Annotated in this window: 16 protein-coding genes and 1 other annotated feature; of the genes, 11 read left to right on the top strand and 5 right to left on the bottom strand. The window is 63.0% G+C overall.

The annotated features are described in order from the left end of the window. Complete coding sequence (locus ACSBQS_RS03750) at nucleotides 1-984, top strand: magnesium and cobalt transport protein CorA (protein WP_033642493.1); 984 nt, start codon at nucleotides 1-3, stop codon at nucleotides 982-984. A gap of 73 nt (nucleotides 985-1,057) precedes the next feature. Here ACSBQS_RS03750 and ACSBQS_RS03745 read toward each other — a convergent pair whose 3' ends face one another. From ACSBQS_RS03745 to speB, 4 genes are all read right to left on the bottom strand, one after another. After that, nucleotides 1,058-1,870 (bottom strand): nitrilase-related carbon-nitrogen hydrolase, encoded by an 813-nt coding sequence (locus ACSBQS_RS03745; protein ID WP_147837830.1) that lies wholly within the window; start codon nucleotides 1,868-1,870, stop codon nucleotides 1,058-1,060. Then, on the bottom strand, nucleotides 1,867-3,294 hold the full coding sequence (locus tag ACSBQS_RS03740) for a purine-cytosine permease family protein (RefSeq protein WP_353440091.1): 1,428 nt from the start codon (nucleotides 3,292-3,294) through the stop codon (nucleotides 1,867-1,869). The genes ACSBQS_RS03745 and ACSBQS_RS03740 overlap by 4 nt, the downstream gene beginning before the upstream one ends. A gap of 16 nt (nucleotides 3,295-3,310) precedes the next feature. Next, nucleotides 3,311-4,696, bottom strand: coding sequence for a sodium:solute symporter (locus ACSBQS_RS03735; protein WP_103101107.1), 1,386 nt, complete (start codon nucleotides 4,694-4,696; stop codon nucleotides 3,311-3,313). 77 nt (nucleotides 4,697-4,773) lie between these two features. Next, complete coding sequence (speB, locus tag ACSBQS_RS03730; protein WP_434989694.1) at nucleotides 4,774-5,706, bottom strand: agmatinase; 933 nt, start codon at nucleotides 5,704-5,706, stop codon at nucleotides 4,774-4,776. Between the two features lie 250 nt (nucleotides 5,707-5,956). On the opposite strand from speB, the gene ACSBQS_RS03725 reads away from it, so the two are divergent. Then, nucleotides 5,957-6,871 carry a LysR family transcriptional regulator gene (locus tag ACSBQS_RS03725; protein WP_434989692.1) on the top strand — a complete coding sequence of 305 codons (915 nt, stop codon included), beginning with the start codon at nucleotides 5,957-5,959 and terminating at the stop codon, nucleotides 6,869-6,871. 6 nt (nucleotides 6,872-6,877) lie between these two features. On the opposite strand, the gene ACSBQS_RS03720 is transcribed toward ACSBQS_RS03725, so the two are convergent. Next, on the bottom strand, nucleotides 6,878-7,702 hold the full coding sequence (locus ACSBQS_RS03720; RefSeq protein WP_033642487.1) for an SDR family oxidoreductase: 825 nt from the start codon (nucleotides 7,700-7,702) through the stop codon (nucleotides 6,878-6,880). 229 nt (nucleotides 7,703-7,931) lie between these two features. Between ACSBQS_RS03720 and hisL the strand changes: the two genes are divergently transcribed. From hisL to hisIE, 9 genes are all read left to right on the top strand, one after another. Beyond that, on the top strand, nucleotides 7,932-7,979 hold the full coding sequence (gene hisL, locus ACSBQS_RS03715; RefSeq protein WP_100396937.1) for a his operon leader peptide: 48 nt from the start codon (nucleotides 7,932-7,934) through the stop codon (nucleotides 7,977-7,979). Beyond that, nucleotides 7,955-8,081, top strand: a sequence feature (His leader region). (Overlaps the previous gene by 25 nt.) A gap of 70 nt (nucleotides 8,082-8,151) precedes the next feature. Beyond that, nucleotides 8,152-9,051, top strand: coding sequence for an ATP phosphoribosyltransferase (gene hisG / locus ACSBQS_RS03710; protein WP_015377256.1), 900 nt, complete (start codon nucleotides 8,152-8,154; stop codon nucleotides 9,049-9,051). Nucleotides 9,052-9,055: 4 nt separating this feature from the next. Further along, complete coding sequence (gene hisD, locus ACSBQS_RS03705; RefSeq protein ID WP_108680374.1) at nucleotides 9,056-10,363, top strand: histidinol dehydrogenase; 1,308 nt, start codon at nucleotides 9,056-9,058, stop codon at nucleotides 10,361-10,363. Then, nucleotides 10,360-11,448 carry a histidinol-phosphate transaminase gene (gene hisC, locus ACSBQS_RS03700; protein ID WP_015377255.1) on the top strand — a complete coding sequence of 363 codons (1,089 nt, stop codon included), beginning with the start codon at nucleotides 10,360-10,362 and terminating at the stop codon, nucleotides 11,446-11,448. The genes hisD and hisC overlap by 4 nt, the downstream gene beginning before the upstream one ends. Then, a complete protein-coding gene (gene hisB / locus ACSBQS_RS03695; protein WP_015377254.1) occupies nucleotides 11,445-12,512 on the top strand; it encodes a bifunctional histidinol-phosphatase/imidazoleglycerol-phosphate dehydratase HisB in 1,068 nt (355 codons plus the stop codon). Before hisC ends, hisB begins: the two co-directional genes overlap by 4 nt. Next, a complete protein-coding gene (gene hisH, locus ACSBQS_RS03690; RefSeq protein ID WP_021504315.1) occupies nucleotides 12,512-13,102 on the top strand; it encodes an imidazole glycerol phosphate synthase subunit HisH in 591 nt (196 codons plus the stop codon). The genes hisB and hisH overlap by 1 nt, the downstream gene beginning before the upstream one ends. Nucleotides 13,103-13,107: 5 nt before the next feature. Then, the gene (gene hisA / locus ACSBQS_RS03685) at nucleotides 13,108-13,845 is read left to right on the top strand and encodes a 1-(5-phosphoribosyl)-5-[(5-phosphoribosylamino)methylideneamino]imidazole-4-carboxamide isomerase (RefSeq protein WP_434989687.1); all 738 of its coding nucleotides are present in this window, start codon (nucleotides 13,108-13,110) and stop codon (nucleotides 13,843-13,845) included. Continuing rightward, nucleotides 13,827-14,603 (top strand): imidazole glycerol phosphate synthase subunit HisF, encoded by a 777-nt coding sequence (gene hisF / locus ACSBQS_RS03680; protein ID WP_015377252.1) that lies wholly within the window; start codon nucleotides 13,827-13,829, stop codon nucleotides 14,601-14,603. Before hisA ends, hisF begins: the two co-directional genes overlap by 19 nt. After that, on the top strand, nucleotides 14,597-15,217 hold the full coding sequence (hisIE, locus tag ACSBQS_RS03675) for a bifunctional phosphoribosyl-AMP cyclohydrolase/phosphoribosyl-ATP diphosphatase HisIE (RefSeq protein ID WP_434989684.1): 621 nt from the start codon (nucleotides 14,597-14,599) through the stop codon (nucleotides 15,215-15,217). The genes hisF and hisIE overlap by 7 nt, the downstream gene beginning before the upstream one ends. Nucleotides 15,218-15,221 lie beyond the last annotated feature (4 nt).

Below are 15,221 nucleotides of genomic sequence, written 5' to 3'. Positions count from 1 at the left end.
ATGGACAGCAAAAGCATGGTGGTGAACTGTGTGGCGTACAAAGCCGGCCAACGGCTGGGCGAAGTGACCATCGACGATATCAGCGAGGTGGTCAAACAGCCCGACACCTTCATCTGGCTGGGATTAAGGCAGCCGGAGCCGGCGTTTATGCGCAAGGTGCAGGAGGAGTTCGGGCTGCACGATTTGGCGATCGAAGACGCGCTGTGCGCGCACCAGCGGCCGAAGCTGGAGACCTACGGCGACTCGCTGTTCATCGTGGTGAAAACCGCGCAGTGGGGCGAGCACGACGAAATCGAATACGGCGAAACCCACTTCTTCGTCGGCAAAAACTTTCTGGTGACGGTGCGCCACGGCGCTTCGCCCAGTTACGCGCCGATCCGCGCCAAGGCGGAAGAGAACCACAAGCAGATGTGCCGCGGGCCGGGCTTCGCCCTCTATTCGGTGTTGGACTTCGTGGTGGATAACTACCGCAGCGTGGTGGCGCGCTTCGAGAGCACCATCGAGAACATTGAAGCCAACATGTTTCAGTCAGAGTTCGATCAGGCGGCGATCGAGAACGTCTATACCCTGCGCCGCCATCTGCTGGCGCTGCGCAACGCCGCGCTGCCGATGGATGAAATCTGCAACCAGCTGATCCGCCTGCACGAAGAGGTGATCCCGAAAGAGCTGCGCGCCTACGTGCGCGACGTGCAAGATCACGCCCATCAGGTGGTCAGCAATATCGACGACATGCGCGAAATGCTGACCAACGCCATGCACGTCAACCTGGCGCTGGTGACGGTCAAACAAAACGAAGTGGTGAAACGGCTGGCGGGTTGGGGGGCAATCTTGGCCATCCCGACGGTGGTCTTCAGCCTGTACGGGATGAACTTCGCCGACATGCCGGAACTGAAGTTCCCGTGGGCCTATCACGCCACGCTGGGAGTGACCGCCGTCGGCTGCATTTTCCTGTATCAGAAACTGAAGAAATCGGGCTGGCTGTAAGCGCCAGAACGGCGCTTTTCCCGCCGACGAAAACGATCGCGGGGCGGCTGGGATCACCGGCCGCCCCGCCGCTTCAATACAGCATCGGCCGCCGATCGCGATGCACGTGATTGTGGCGGCCGATGTGCTTGTCATCGGCAGCGCCGATATCCATCGATGCCAGCACCATGCCTTCGCCTGTCAGGCTCTGCGTCAACGGATAGCCATCGGCGTCGACGATCACCGAACCGCCGATCCACGCAACGCCGCGCTCCGTTTCGCAACGATCGCACACCGCGATGAACAGCCGATTGACGGCGGCGTTGGCCTGCGCCTTCACCATCTCCGCCGGCCGTTCGCCCTGCGGGCGCGGCGCCAGCGGCCAGTTGACCGGCGCGCACAGCAGCTGAGCGCCGGCCAACGCAGGCAAGCGCACCCACTCCGGAAACTCGAGGTCGTAACAGATCATCACCGCCAACCGGCCAAAACGCGTCTCGACGACCGGCGGCGGCCGATCGCCGGCGGTAAAGATCGAACTCTCTTCATGCCACAGGTGCGCTTTGCGATAAATCGCCCTCACCCCCTGCGCATCGATCAACGCCGCGCTGTTGGCCACCTCACCCTCGGGCAGGCGCTCGCAAAAACCGGCGACGATCGCCACATCCAACTCGCGCGCCAGGGCACACCACAGGCTGAGGCTGGGCCCATCTTCGGCCTCGGCCAACGCCCGCGCCTCCGCCTTGTCGCGCAGCACATAGCCGCTGTTCACCAACTCCGGCAACACGATGACGTTGGCACCGCGCTGCGCTGCCCGGCGGATCGCCTGGGCGGACAGCGCCCGATTATGTTCCGCTTCCCCTACCCGCAGCGCCAACTGGCAGCATGCGACGCTGATTTTTTCCTTCACTCCCGTTCTCCTTCCAATAATCCCTCGCAGCGCAACGCCACCCGCCGTTCGGCTTCGAGATCGAGCTTTCGGCACATGACAACATAAACGCTCCCGGCCACCAGCAGGCCGACCAGAAAAGCGATATCCGCGCCGCCCAGTAAAACAGCAAAGGGGCCGGTGTAAAAGCCCAACGTCATGAACGGCACCATCGCCAACAGGCCGATCGCGTAGGCCGTCAGGCCGGAGCGCCCCCAGTGGCCGTAGATCCCCGCCGGGTTGAAGATTTCACCGATCGCGTAATGCCCGCCGCGCACCACGTAAAAGTCCATCAGATTCACCGCCGTCCAGGGCACCAGGCAATACAGCATCAGCAGCACGAAGGTATTGAAGCTGGCGAGATAGCTCGCCGGGATAGCCAACGCAACCGCAAACACCGTCAGGGCGACGACGCCAATGCCGATCATGCGTAATCTCAACGTCGGCGTCACTTTACGGAACGCGTCAATCGCGCTGAGGCTGGTCAGCATTGCGCCATAACAGTTGACCGCCATGATACCGACCAGCGAAGGCACGGCGAAAAGCACAGCCAGCGTGCCGAACCCCGGATAGATGCCATTCCCCACCGCCTGTACGCTGCCGATCGCATCGGGAGCCGGTAAGGCTGAGGCCAGAAACGCGCCCAGCGGCATCAGCCAAAGCGCCGATCCGGCCGCCCCCAGATAAGTCCAAAAGATCACGTTGGCCGACGGCGTTTCATGCGGCAAATAGCGCGAGTAGTCGGAGACATACACCGCGTAGCTGATCTGGTAGCCGGCGGCCGCCGACAGCTGAATCAAAAAAGCCGCCCACGAAAAATGCCCGGCGCCGACGACAGCGTCCATCCGCAGCGACAGCACGGCACCGACCGTCAGCACGCCGAACACCGCCATCATCACATAGGTCAGCCAGCGCTGCACCGCATGCAGCATATCGTGGCCGACGATCGCCAACAGCACGGCCACCGCGATCAGCAACGCATACCAGGGCGGACGGTGACCCGGCAATACCGTGTTGATCGCATCGGTCGCGAGAATAACGTTGAACACGTTGAAACCGATGTAAACAAACACCACGGCGGCAAAGGGAACGATGGCGCCACGCAGGCCGAATTGGGCCCGCGACTGGATCATCTGTGGCAGCCCCATGCGCGGCCCCTGATTGGCATGACACGCCATGAAGAACGTGCCGAACCCCACGCCGACGACAATGGCCAGCATTGAATAAAGCGCGCCCAACCCCAACGCCGGGCCGGTGAAACCGACCACCATCGTCGTCAAAACGAAATTACCGGTGAACCAAAACGGCGCCTGATGCCAAACCTTGCCATGCCGCTCGTGACGGGGTACATAGTCTATCGAGCGCACTTCAATTTTTGGGCGTGGCGCCACATTGCGATTGTTCATGTCCCACCTCGTCGTTTCAACGCTCGGTTTGGGTCTGCAACTGCGGCGCCGGGCGGCTCAGCAAGCTGCCCAGCACGAAGGCGACGCCGCCGCCCAGCAGACCGCCGTAGATCGGGCTGTTGGCGTCGATGCCGTGCCAGATCATCAGCCCCACCACGCACAGGCTGCCGGTCAGCATGCTGGCGATGGCGCCGGCGCTGGTGGCGCGCGGCCAGAAGATAGCCCCCACCAACGGGATCAGCATGCCGCCCACCAACAGGTTGTAAGCCAGCGTCAGCGCCGCCAGCACGTCGCGCACCACAAACGCCAGCCCAAGCATGACCGCGCCCATGAAAAGCGTGGTGAAGCGCCCGGCGGCCAGCCCGCCGGAAGGTTTGCGCCGGATGGCCGGCAACACGTCCTCCAGTGCGATGGTCGAAGAGGCCAGCAGGCAGGCGCTGGCGGTGGACATCAGCGCCGCCAGGGCCGCCGCGGCCACCAGCCCGCTGACGCCGACCGGCAACACCGCTTGCGCGATGGCGGCGAAGGCGCCGTCGGTATTACTGAGCGACGGCAGCACGATCTTGCCGGCCATGCCGATCAGCGCGCCGGTCACGCCATACAGCACGCAATAGACGCCCGCCCCCAGCCCGGCGAAGCGCGCCACATTGGCGCTACGGGCGGTGAACACCCGCTGCCAGATGTCCTGACCGATCAAAATGCCGAAGAAGTAGATCAGGAAAAATACCAGAATAGTATCCAGCCCGATCGACGACAGCTGGTAGTAACCGGCGGGCAGCAGGCTGGTGAACGCCTCCCAGCCGCCGGCCTTGACGATGCTCATCGGCATCAGCACCAGCATCATGCCGACGGTCATGATGATGAACTGAATGATATCGGTCAGCGTCAGCGACCACATGCCCCCCAGCGTCGAATACAGTACCACCAGCCCGCCGCCGAGCAGGATAGACGCGCTGAACGACAGGCCGAACATCACCTGCATCACGCTGCCGATGGCGATGATCGAGGTCACCGCCACCATCAGGTCATACGCCAGCATGATCGCGCCGCTGGTGACCCGCGCCGCCGGGTGATACCGCCGCGACAGCACCTGGCTGACGGTATACAGCTTCAGTTTGAGCAGCGGTTTGGCCAGCACCAGACTCAGCACCACAATGCCCAGCCCGAGCGCGCCGCACAGCCAGACGCCGGAGATGCCGTAGGTGTAGCCGAGCTTGACGCTGCCGATGGTCGACGCGCCGCCAAGCACCACCGCCGACAGCGTGCCCAGATACAGCCCCGGCCCCAGGTTGCGCCCGGCCACCAGATACGCCTCTTTGGAGTTGGCGCGGCGAATGCCCATCCACCCCACCGCGCCTATCACCAGAAAGTAAATCACCACAACCAGCAGATCGAGATTCATGGGTACCTCCACTCCGTTGTTATTGTTATCAGGGGGCCCGACGCAACCGCTCCGCCGGCAGGGTCAGTACGACGGCCTCAGCGGGCCGGCAGCACGCACAGCATTTCAAACAGCAGATTGGCCGCCAGCAGCGCCGTATTGCCGGAACGATCGTAAGGCGGCGACACCTCCACCACGTCGCCGCCAATCAGGTTCAGCCCACGGCAGCCGCGCACGATCTCCAGCCCTTGCCAAACCGACAGTCCGCCGACCTCCGGCGTGCCGGTGCCCGGCGCGAAGGCCGGATCCAGCCCGTCGATATCGAAACTGAGATAAACCGGCGCATCGCCCATCTGCTCGCGGATCTCCGCCATCAGCGGCGTCAGCGACCGATGCCAGCAGGCTTCGGCCGGCACCACGCGAAAGCCCTGGCGCCGTGACCAATCGAAGTCATCCGCCGCATAGCCGCTGCCGCGCAGACCAATCTGCACCATTTTTTCCGGTGCCAGCAGCCCCTCCTCAAACGCGCGGCGGAAGGTGGTGCCGTGCGCCAGCTGTTCGCCAAACATCTCCTCGTTGGTGTCGGAATGCGCATCGACGTGGATCAGCCCGACCGGGCCATGTCGATGGGCGATGGCGCGCAGCACCGGCAGCGTCAGGGTGTGGTCGCCGCCGAGCGTCAACGGCGTGCAGCCGTGCGCCAGGATCTCGCGGTAAGCCGCCTCGATGCGCCGTACGCTGTCCGCCAGGCTGTAGGGGTTAATGGCGACGTCCCCCAGATCGGCCACCTGCAGCCGTTCGAACGGGGCGGAGCCTGTGCCCATGTTATAGGGGCGGATCATCACCGACTCCTGGCGGATCTGGCGCGGGCCATAGCGGGTGCCGCTGCGATTGGAGGTGCCGATATCCAGAGGAATGCCGACAAAGGCGGCGTCCAGACCACGCGCCTGATCGGCGGCGGGCAGGCGCATCATGGTGGGGAGACCGGCAAAGCGCGGCATGTCGTTGCCGCTTTGGGGTTGGTTCAGCATGGCGTTTCCTTGTCTTGGGCTTGCGATAAATTGAAACATTTAAGCAACATTTGCAGACTACCCCGTTGACCGCACCGGCTACCATTCCCGCTTTTGCATGTAAACATCGAAAAACACGATGTAACTAACCCATTGAAGCGTTGATTTTTATTTCAATCTCATGCCATAAGAAAGGCCACATCTTCAGCGCCGCGCCTATTTCTTCGATGTTAAAAATGGGTTAAGCGGCCGACGTTCTGCGGAGGGGGCGATGCTCACTAACCTAAGCGATATCGATCTGAAGCTGTTGCGGGTGTTCGTCGCGGTGGCGGAAGCCCAGGGCGTCAGCGCCGCACAGGAAACGCTGCTGATGAACCAATCCACCATCAGCACCCATCTGGCCTCGCTGGAAACGCGACTGGGTTTTCGCCTGTGCCAGCGCGGGCGCTCCGGCTTCCGGCTGACGCCAAAAGGGGAACGCATGCTGATCGCCTGCCGTTCCTTGTTCAACGCCGCCCGCGACTTCACCCGGGTCAGCCAGTCGCTGAACGGCCTGCTGACCGGCGATCTGCAAATCGGTCTGGTGGATAACCTGGTTTCACTGCCGGGCAACCCGTTCAGTCAGGCCATCAAGCACTTTCAGCGGCGCCGCCAGGACGTGCAATTGCAGTGCCGCATCTGTTCACCGACCGAGATTGAACAAGGGCTGCTGCATCGGCAGCTCGATCTGGGCATCGGCTACTTTGGCCAGCAGCTGGAGGCGTTGCGTTATCAGCCGTGGCTGGAGGAGACACAGGCGATCTATTGCAGTGAGGATCACCCGCTGTTCGCGGTGGAAGCACCGGAGCGAGAGCAGATTGAAAACGCGCGCTGGGTCAAGCGCGGCTACCTGCTGGCGCAGCAGCTGTGCCCGATAGCCCCGCCGCATCTGGCGGCGGTGGCTCACCACATGGAGAGCGTCGCCCATCTGGTGCTGAGCGGCACCTGTCTCGGTTATCTGCCCACCCACTATGCGGCGCGCTGGGTGGAGCAAGGGCTGCTGCGGCAGTTGGGCGGCACGGCGCTCTCTTACCGCGCCACGCTCAGCCTGGTCAGCCGCCCCGTCCAACCCGACGAGGCGTTGAACGCGCTGCTGGAGGATTTGGCGCGCGCCGGCGAAAAAAAGCCCCGCATGCGCGGGGCCTGACGGACGTTAACTGACCGGCATGCGCGCCGGATCGGGATACTGGTATTCAAAACCCAGCTCGTTGCAGATGCGGTTGCCGTCCACCAGCCGCTCATCCTGTTCCGCTTCGTCGGCAAACTGCGGCGGCTCCAGGTGCAGCTGCTCGGCCAGGGCCGGATAGAAATCGCGCTTGGCCGGATGACGCGGCGCGCACAGGTTGTACACGTGGCCGCCCTTCGGCAGCTTGAGCAGCAGTTGGATGGCGGCGATGACGTCGTCCTGGTGCACCAGATTCACCCCCTGCGAGCCCCCCTTCACATCGAGCTTTCCCGCCAGGAAGCGGCCTGGGTGGCGATCGGCGCCCACCAGCCCCGCCAGGCGCAGAATGTCCACCGAGGTATTCGGCAGCTCGTGCAGCCAGCGCTCCAGCTCGGCCAATACCCGGCCGGACGGCGAGACCGGCCGCAGCGGCGACTCTTCGCGCAGCGTGCCGGCGGTTTCGCCATACACCGAGGTGGAACTGGTGAAGATCACCCGCGGCACGCCGAAAGCCATTGCGCTGTCCACCAGCATGCGCACCGCATTGAAATAATTCTCGCTGCCTTCGACGGTGCGGCGCGCGGGCAGCGTGACCACCAGCGCATCCACGCGCAGCAACGACGCCAGATCGTCCGGATCGCAGATCAATTCCGGCGTCAGCTCCAACTGATAACATTCGATGCCGCTCATCCGCGCGGCCTCGACGCCGTCCGGCGTGGTTTTGCTGCCGACCACGTCGTACCCGCGGCCCATCAGCGACAACGCCAGCGGCATGCCCAACCAACCCAGACCAATAATGGCTACCTTTTTCATCCTCTTCCTCTCCTGAAGATCGCAGCGCCCTGCCCTTAAGGCTACGCCACTGCGCGCGGCGATACAATCTGACCGGCTTAAGGTTAGGTAAAGCCGTGTGTGGCTAATAACTCAACCTGTTTCAATAAATTAAATTTATGACGATAAAAAAGAGTTGCACGGCGGACAGCGGATAGTTTAGCTTAATTGCCATACGGTTTTTTACCGACTTTTGCTGAGAGAAAACACCATGACACGCGTTCAGTTCAACCACCATCATCACCATCACCCTGACTAGTCTTTCAGGCGATGTGTGCTGGAAGACGGTTTGTTAATCTTCCAGTGGCGCGCAGAACGCAAGAGAGAGCCCTCGGAAGATTTCTTCCGAGGGTTTTTTTTTGGCTCCGGACAGACAGAAAGAATAGTTTTTACAATAAATTCATAAAATTACAGATTAAACAGAGGTTACCATGCTGGACAAGACACGTTTACGGATCGCAATGCAGAAGTCGGGCCGCCTGAGCGATGAATCCCAGGAACTGCTGGCGCGCTGCGGCATCAAGATTAACCTGCAGCAGCAGCGTCTGATCGCCTTCGCCGAAAACATGCCGATCGATATCCTGCGCGTGCGCGACGACGACATTCCGGGTCTGGTGATGGACGGCGTGGTCGATCTCGGCATCATCGGCGAGAACGTGCTGGAAGAAGAGCTGCTCAGCCGCCGCGCACAGGGTGAAGACCCGCGCTACTTCACCCTGCGCCGCCTCGATTTCGGCGGCTGCCGCCTGTCGCTGGCCACCCCGCTCGACGCCGAATACGCCGGCCCGCAAAGCCTGCAGGACGCCCGCATCGCCACCTCTTACCCGCACCTGCTGAAGCAATACCTCGACAAACAGGGCGTGCGCTTCAAATCTTGCCTGCTGAACGGCTCGGTGGAAGTGGCGCCGCGCGCCGGCCTGGCCGACGCCATCTGCGATCTGGTCTCTACCGGCGCCACGCTGGAGGCCAACGGCCTGCGCGAAGTGGAAGTGATCTACCGCTCCAAAGCTTGCCTGATCCAGCGCGACGGCGAAATGCCTGAAGCCAAACAGCAGCTGATTGACCGCCTGATGACCCGCATTCAGGGCGTGATCCAGGCGCGCGAATCCAAATACATCATGCTGCACGCGCCGAGCGAGAAGCTGGACGAGATCGTCGCGCTGCTGCCGGGCGCCGAACGCCCGACCATTCTGCCGCTGGCCGGCGCGCAGAACCGCGTGGCGATGCACATGGTCAGCAGCGAAACCCTGTTCTGGGAAACCATGGAAAAACTGAAAGCGCTCGGCGCCAGCTCGATTCTGGTGCTGCCGATTGAAAAGATGATGGAGTAACGCCATGTCGACCTTCAACACGCCGATCGATTGGGCGACGTGCAGCGCCGAACGCCAGGCCGAGCTGCTGATGCGTCCGGCGATCGCCGCTTCCGACAGCATCACCCGCACGGTGAACGAGATCCTCGACAACGTGAAGGCCAACGGCGATCGGGCGTTGCGCGACTACAGCGCCCGTTTCGACAAGGCGGAAGTCTCGACGCTGCGCGTCAGCGCCGAGCAGATCGCCGCCGCCGCCGCGCGGTTGGGCGACGACATCAAACAGGCGATGGCGGTGGCCGTCGCCAACGTGGAAACCTTCCACAACGCGCAGCGACTGCCGCCGGTGGACGTCGAAACGCAACCGGGCGTGCGCTGCCAGCAGGTGACCCGCCCAATCGACTCGGTGGGCCTGTATATTCCCGGCGGATCGGCGCCGCTGTTCTCCACCGTGCTGATGCTGGCGACGCCGGCGCGCATCGCCGGCTGCCGCCGGGTAGTGCTGTGCTCGCCGCCGCCGATCGCCGATGAGATCCTGTATGCGGCGCAGCTGTGCGGCGTGCAGGAAGTGTTTCAGGTCGGGGGCGCGCAGGCGATCGCCGCCCTGGCGTTCGGCACCGAAAGCGTGCCGCGCGTAGCGAAGATCTTCGGGCCGGGCAACGCCTTCGTGACCGAAGCCAAGCGGCAGGTCAGCCAGCGCCTTGACGGCGCGGCCATCGACATGCCGGCCGGTCCTTCGGAAGTGCTGGTGATCGCCGACGCCGGCGCCACCCCGGCATTTGTCGCTTCCGATCTGCTGTCGCAGGCCGAGCACGGCCCGGATTCGCAGGTGATCCTGCTGACGCCGGACGCGGCGATGGCGCAGGCGGTGGCCGACGCGGTGGAAAGCCAGCTGGCCGAGCTGCCGCGTGCTGAGACCGCCCGTCAGGCGCTGGCGAGCAGCCGCCTGATCGTGGCGCGCGATCTGCCGGAGTGCGTGGCCATCAGCAACCGTTACGGCCCGGAGCACCTGATCATTCAGACCCGCAATGCGCGCGATCTGGTGGACGGCATCACCAGCGCCGGTTCGGTGTTCCTAGGCGACTGGTCGCCGGAGTCCGCCGGCGATTACGCCTCCGGCACCAACCACGTGCTGCCGACCTACGGCTACACCGCCACCTGCTCAAGCCTCGGGCTGGCCGATTTCCAAAAACGCATGACGGTGCAGGAGCTGACGCCGCAGGGCTTCAGCAACCTGGCCGCCACCATCGAGACGCTGGCTGCCGCCGAGCAGCTGATCGCCCACAAGAACGCCGTGACCCTGCGCGTCGCCGCCCTGAAGGAGCAAGCATGAGCATCGAAAAACTGGCGCGCGCCAACGTTCGCGAGCTGACCCCTTATCAATCGGCGCGCCGCCTCGGCGGCAAGGGCGACGTATGGCTGAACGCCAACGAATACCCGATCGCCCCGGAATTCCAGCTGACCGCGCAAACCTTCAACCGCTATCCGGAGTGCCAGCCGGCGCAGGTGATCGAACGCTACGCCGCCTATGCCGGGGTCAAGAAAGAGCAGGTGCTGGTCAGCCGCGGCGCCGATGAAGGCATTGAGCTGCTGATCCGCGCCTTCTGCGAGCCGGGCAAAGACGCCATTCTGTTCTGCCCGCCGACCTACGGCATGTACGCCGTCAGCGCCGAAACCTTTGGCGTGGAGCGCCGCACCGTAGCCGCCAAAGAGGACTGGCAGCTGGATCTGCCGGCCATCGCGGACAGCCTGGACAACGTGAAGTTGATCTACGTCTGCAGCCCGAACAACCCGACCGGTAACCTGATTGACCCGGACTCTCTACGCAGCCTGTTGGAGCTGGCCAAAGGCAAAGCGATCGTCGCGGTAGACGAAGCCTATATCGAGTTTTGCCCGCAGGCCTCGGTGGCCGGGTGGCTGAGCGACTACCCGCACCTGGCTATTCTGCGCACGCTGTCGAAGGCCTTTGCGCTGGCCGGCCTGCGCTGCGGCTTTACGCTCGCCAATGAAGATCTGATTGCCCTGCTGCTGAAGGTGATCGCACCTTACCCGCTCTCGACACCGGTGGCGGATATCGCCGCGCAGGCGCTGAGCGAAGAAGGCATCCGCACCATGCGCCAGCGCGTCACCGACATCGCCGCCACCCGCAGCTGGCTGCAGCAACAGCTGGAAAAATGCGCCTGCGTCGAGCAGGTTTTCGCCAGCGACAGCAATTACCTGCTGGCCCGCTTCACCGCCTCAAGTAATGTGTTTAAAAGCTTGTGGGATCAGGGCATTATCTTACGAGACCAAAACAAACAGCCCGGGTTGTCCGGCTGCCTGCGCATCACCATAGGCACCCGCGACGAATGTCAACGCGTGGTGGACGCCTTGTCCGCCCTGCCCGGCGCCAACCAGACTCGCCAGGAGCCAATGTGAGCCAAAAAATCCTCTTTATCGATCGTGACGGCACGCTGATCGCCGAGCCACCGGAAGATTTCCAGGTTGACCGCCTGGACAAGCTGGCGCTCGAGCCGGACGTGATCCCTTCCCTGCTGGCGCTGCAACAGGCGGGGTATCAGCTGGTGATGATCACCAATCAGGATGGGCTCGGCACCGCCAGTTTCCCGCAGGAAACCTTCGATCCGCCGCACAACCTGATGATGCAGATCCTTAGCTCGCAGGGCATTCAGTTCGCCGATGTGTTGATCTGCCCGCACCTGCCGGCGGACAACTGCGACTGCCGCAAGCCGAAGACCGCGCTGGTGAAGGGTTATCTCGAACCCGGCGTGCTCGATACCGCCCACAGCTACGTGATCGGCGATCGGCCGACCGACGTGCAGCTGGCGGAAAACATGGGCATTCAGGGGCTGCGCTACCAGCGCGGCGTGCTGGGCTGGAAAGAGATCGTGCGCCAGCTGACCCTGCGCGACCGTCATGCGCGGGTTAACCGCGTGACCAAAGAGACGCAGATCGATGTCAACGTCTGGCTGGATCGCGAAGGCGGCAGCAAAATCAAAACCGGCGTCGGCTTCTTCGACCACATGCTGGATCAGATCGCCACCCACGGCGGCTTCCGCATGGAGATCGACGTCAAAGGCGACCTGTATATCGACGATCACCACACCGTAGAAGACACCGGCCTGGCGCTGGGCGAAGCGTTGAACAAGGCGCTGGGCGACAAGCGCGGCATTGCCCGCTTCGGCTTCGTGCTGCCGATGGACGAGTGTCTGGCGCGCTGCGCGCTGGATATCTCCGGCCGCCCGCACCTGGAGTACAAGGCCGAGTTCAACTATCAGCGCGTCGGCGATCTCAGCACCGAAATGGTCGAGCACTTCTTCCGCTCGCTCTCCTACACCATGGGTTGCACGCTGCACCTGAAGACCAAAGGCAAAAACGACCACCACCGGGTCGAAAGCCTGTTCAAAGTGTTTGGCCGCACGCTGCGCCAGGCGATCCGCGTCGAGGGCAATACCCTGCCGAGCTCGAAAGGAGTGCTGTGATGAACGTGGTGATTTTGGATACCGGCTGCGCCAACCTGGCCTCCGTCACCTATGCGGTGCGGCGCCTGGGCTATCAGCCGGAAGTGAGCCGCGATCCGGAGATCGTGCTGCGCGCCGACAAGCTGTTCCTGCCGGGCGTCGGCACCGCGCAGGCGGCGATGGATCAGCTGCGCGAACGCGATCTGATCGAACTGATCAGGGCCTGCACTCAGCCGGTGCTGGGCATCTGCCTCGGCATGCAGCTGCTGGCGGCCAGCAGCGAAGAGAACGGCGGCATAACGACGCTCGGCCTCATCGATACGCCGGTAAAGCAGATGACCGACTTCGGCCTGCCGCTGCCGCACATGGGTTGGAACCAGGTATCCGCGCAGGCGGGCCACCATCTGTTCCGCGGCATCGATGACGGCGCCTACTTCTATTTCGTTCACAGCTATGCGATGCCGATATGCCCCAGCACCATCGCTCAGGCGAACTACGGCGAGCCCTTCACCGCCGCCGTGCAAAAAGACAACTTCTTCGGCGTGCAGTTTCATCCAGAACGATCTGGAGCGGCCGGCGCGCAACTGTTGAAAAACTTTCTGGAGATGTAGGCAGCATGATTATTCCGGCTTTGGATTTGATCGACGGCAACGTGGTGCGTTTGCATCAGGGCGATTACGGCCAACAGCGCGACTACGGCAACGATCCGCTGCTGCGCCTGCAGGACTATCAACAACAGGGCGCCCAGGTGCTGCACCTGGTCGATCTGACCGGCGCCAAAGATCCGGCCGCGCGCCAGATCCCGCTGCTGCGCAAGCTGTTGGCGGGGGTTAACGTGCCGGTGCAGGTCGGCGGCGGCATCCGCAACGAGCAAGACGTCAGCGCCCTGCTGGAGGCCGGCGCCACGCGCGTGGTGATCGGCTCCACCGCGGTGAAACAACCGCAGTTGGTGCAAAGCTGGTTCGAACGCTATGGCGCCGACGCGATGGTATTGGCGTTGGATGTGCGCATCGACGCGCAGGGCGTGAAGCGCGTGGCCATCAGCGGCTGGCAGGAAAACTCCGAGGCCACGCTTGAGCAGGTGGTAGAGCAGTTCCTGCCCTACGGGCTGAAACACGTGCTGTGCACCGACATTTCGCGCGACGGCACGCTGGCCGGTTCCAACGTGGCGCTGTATCAGGAGATCAGCCGCCGCTATCCGCAAGTGGCCTTCCAGGCCTCGGGCGGCATCGGCAATCTGGACGACATCGCCCAGTTGCGCGGCAGCGGCGTTGCCGGCGTGATCGTCGGGCGCGCCCTGCTGGAAGGTAAATTTAGCGTTGAGGAGGCGATTGCATGCTGGCAAAACGGATAATCCCGTGTCTGGATGTTAAAGACGGGCAAGTGGTGAAAGGCGTGCAGTTCCGCAACCACGAAATCATCGGCGACATCGTGCCGCTGGCGCAGCGCTATGCGCAAGAAGGCGCGGACGAGCTGGTGTTTTACGATATCACCGCCTCGAGCGACGGCCGGGTGGTGGACAAAAGCTGGGTGTCGCGCGTGGCGGAGGTGATTGACATTCCGTTCTGCGTCGCCGGCGGCATTAAAAGCGCCGAGGACGCCAGCCAGATCCTGTCCTTCGGCGCCGACAAAATCTCCATCAACTCACCGGCGCTGGCCGATCCCGATCTGATTAGCCGCCTGGCGGATCGCTTTGGCGTGCAGTGCATCGTGGTGGGCATCGATACCTGGTTCGACAGTGAAACCGGCAAGTATCACGTCAATCAATATACCGGCGACGAGAGCCGCACCCGCGTCACCCAGTGGGAAACCCTCGACTGGGTGCAGGAAGTGCAGCGCCGCGGCGCCGGTGAGATCGTGCTGAACATGATGAACCAGGACGGCGTGCGCAACGGTTACGATCTGCAGCAGCTGCGCCAGGTGCGCGAGGTCTGCAAGGTGCCGCTGATCGCCTCCGGCGGCGCGGGCACGATGGAGCACTTCCTGGAAGCGTTCCGCGATGCGGACGTCGACGGCGCTCTGGCGGCATCGGTGTTCCACAAACAAATCATCAATATCGGCGAACTGAAAAGGTTCCTGGTCGAACAAGGCGTGGAGATTCGCGTGTGCTGACAGAACAACAGAGAAACCAGCTGGACTGGGAGAAAACCGACGGCCTGATGCCGGCCATCGTGCAACACGCCGTTTCCGGCGAAGTGCTGATGCTGGGTTACATGACGCCGGAAGCGCTGGCGACCACCGAGCAGAGCGGCAATGTCACCTTCTTTTCGCGCACCAAGCAGCGCCTGTGGACCAAAGGCGAAAGTTCCGGCCACTTCCTCAAGGTGGTCAGCATCACGCCGGACTGCGATAACGACACGCTGCTGGTATTGGCCAACCCGATCGGCCCGACCTGCCACCTGGGCAACAGCAGCTGCTTCCATCCGGCCGCCAGCGACTGGACGTTCCTCTATCAGCTGGAACAGCTGTTGGCGGAACGCAAGCATGCCAGCCCGGACAGCTCATACACCGCCAGCCTGTACGCCAGCGGCACCAAACGCATCGCGCAGAAGGTCGGGGAAGAAGGCGTGGAAACCGCGCTGGCCGCCACGGTCAACGATCGCGAAGAGCTGACCAACGAGGCCTCGGATCTGATCTATCACCTGCTGGTGCTGCTGCAGGACCAGGCTTTGGATCTGAGCGCGGTGATCGGCCGGCTGCGCGAGCGGCATCAGAAAAAAGCGTGACATT

Source organism: Serratia sp. H402Y (genome assembly GCF_051172415.1).
Classification (GTDB): domain Bacteria; phylum Pseudomonadota; class Gammaproteobacteria; order Enterobacterales; family Enterobacteriaceae; genus Serratia; species Serratia ureilytica.
The sequence above is the reverse complement of the archived record's forward strand: the minus strand, read 5'-3'. Positions and strand labels throughout refer to the sequence as shown.

Bases quoted from the DNA above. Each gene is read 5' to 3' on its own strand.
- ACSBQS_RS03750 (WP_033642493.1), top strand. From the start codon at position 1: ATGGACAGCAAAAGCATGGTGGTGAACTGTGTGGCGTACAAAGCCGGC.
- ACSBQS_RS03740 (WP_353440091.1), bottom strand. From the start codon at position 3,294: ATGAACAATCGCAATGTGGCGCCACGCCCAAAAATTGAAGTGCGCTCG.
- ACSBQS_RS03735 (WP_103101107.1), bottom strand. From the start codon at position 4,696: ATGAATCTCGATCTGCTGGTTGTGGTGATTTACTTTCTGGTGATAGGC.
- speB (WP_434989694.1), bottom strand. From the start codon at position 5,706: ATGCTGAACCAACCCCAAAGCGGCAACGACATGCCGCGCTTTGCCGGT.
- ACSBQS_RS03725 (WP_434989692.1), top strand. From the start codon at position 5,957: ATGCTCACTAACCTAAGCGATATCGATCTGAAGCTGTTGCGGGTGTTC.
- ACSBQS_RS03720 (WP_033642487.1), bottom strand. From the start codon at position 7,702: ATGAAAAAGGTAGCCATTATTGGTCTGGGTTGGTTGGGCATGCCGCTG.
- hisG (WP_015377256.1), top strand. From the start codon at position 8,152: ATGCTGGACAAGACACGTTTACGGATCGCAATGCAGAAGTCGGGCCGC.
- hisD (WP_108680374.1), top strand. From the start codon at position 9,056: ATGTCGACCTTCAACACGCCGATCGATTGGGCGACGTGCAGCGCCGAA.
- hisC (WP_015377255.1), top strand. From the start codon at position 10,360: ATGAGCATCGAAAAACTGGCGCGCGCCAACGTTCGCGAGCTGACCCCT.
- hisH (WP_021504315.1), top strand. From the start codon at position 12,512: ATGAACGTGGTGATTTTGGATACCGGCTGCGCCAACCTGGCCTCCGTC.
- hisA (WP_434989687.1), top strand. From the start codon at position 13,108: ATGATTATTCCGGCTTTGGATTTGATCGACGGCAACGTGGTGCGTTTG.
- hisF (WP_015377252.1), top strand. From the start codon at position 13,827: ATGCTGGCAAAACGGATAATCCCGTGTCTGGATGTTAAAGACGGGCAA.